This window comes from Pseudoalteromonas aurantia (assembly GCF_005886875.1).
GTDB classification, from domain to species: domain Bacteria; phylum Pseudomonadota; class Gammaproteobacteria; order Enterobacterales; family Alteromonadaceae; genus Pseudoalteromonas; species Pseudoalteromonas aurantia_A.
In genome coordinates this window covers 1-220 of the sequence record NZ_PNBY01000253.1, presented here as the reverse complement: position 1 = coordinate 220, position 220 = coordinate 1, and the positions used below count along the sequence as shown (strand labels likewise).

The 220-nt window shown below is 51.4% G+C and carries 1 protein-coding gene; it reads left to right on the top strand.

The genetic code is table 11. From position 1 onward, the window contains the following. The coding region (locus CWC18_RS20865) for a cbb3-type cytochrome c oxidase subunit I (RefSeq protein WP_138676057.1) at window positions 1-220 on the top strand (220 nt) is incomplete at both ends.

Genomic DNA, 220 nt, shown 5'->3' with positions numbered 1-220 from the left:
CTCTGGCATTGATCGCTTTTGATGCCCATGATCACTGGCAGTTAAAGCATGCTTCACCCTGGGTGGCCAAATACCGTTTGCCATTAATGTTTTTCCTGGCCGTGGCTTTCTGGAATCTGGTCTGTGCAGGTGTTCTGGGCTTCCTTATAAACCCGCCATTGGCTTTGTACTATCTGCAGGGGCTTCAAACCACGCCAACCCATGGCCATGCGGCACTGTT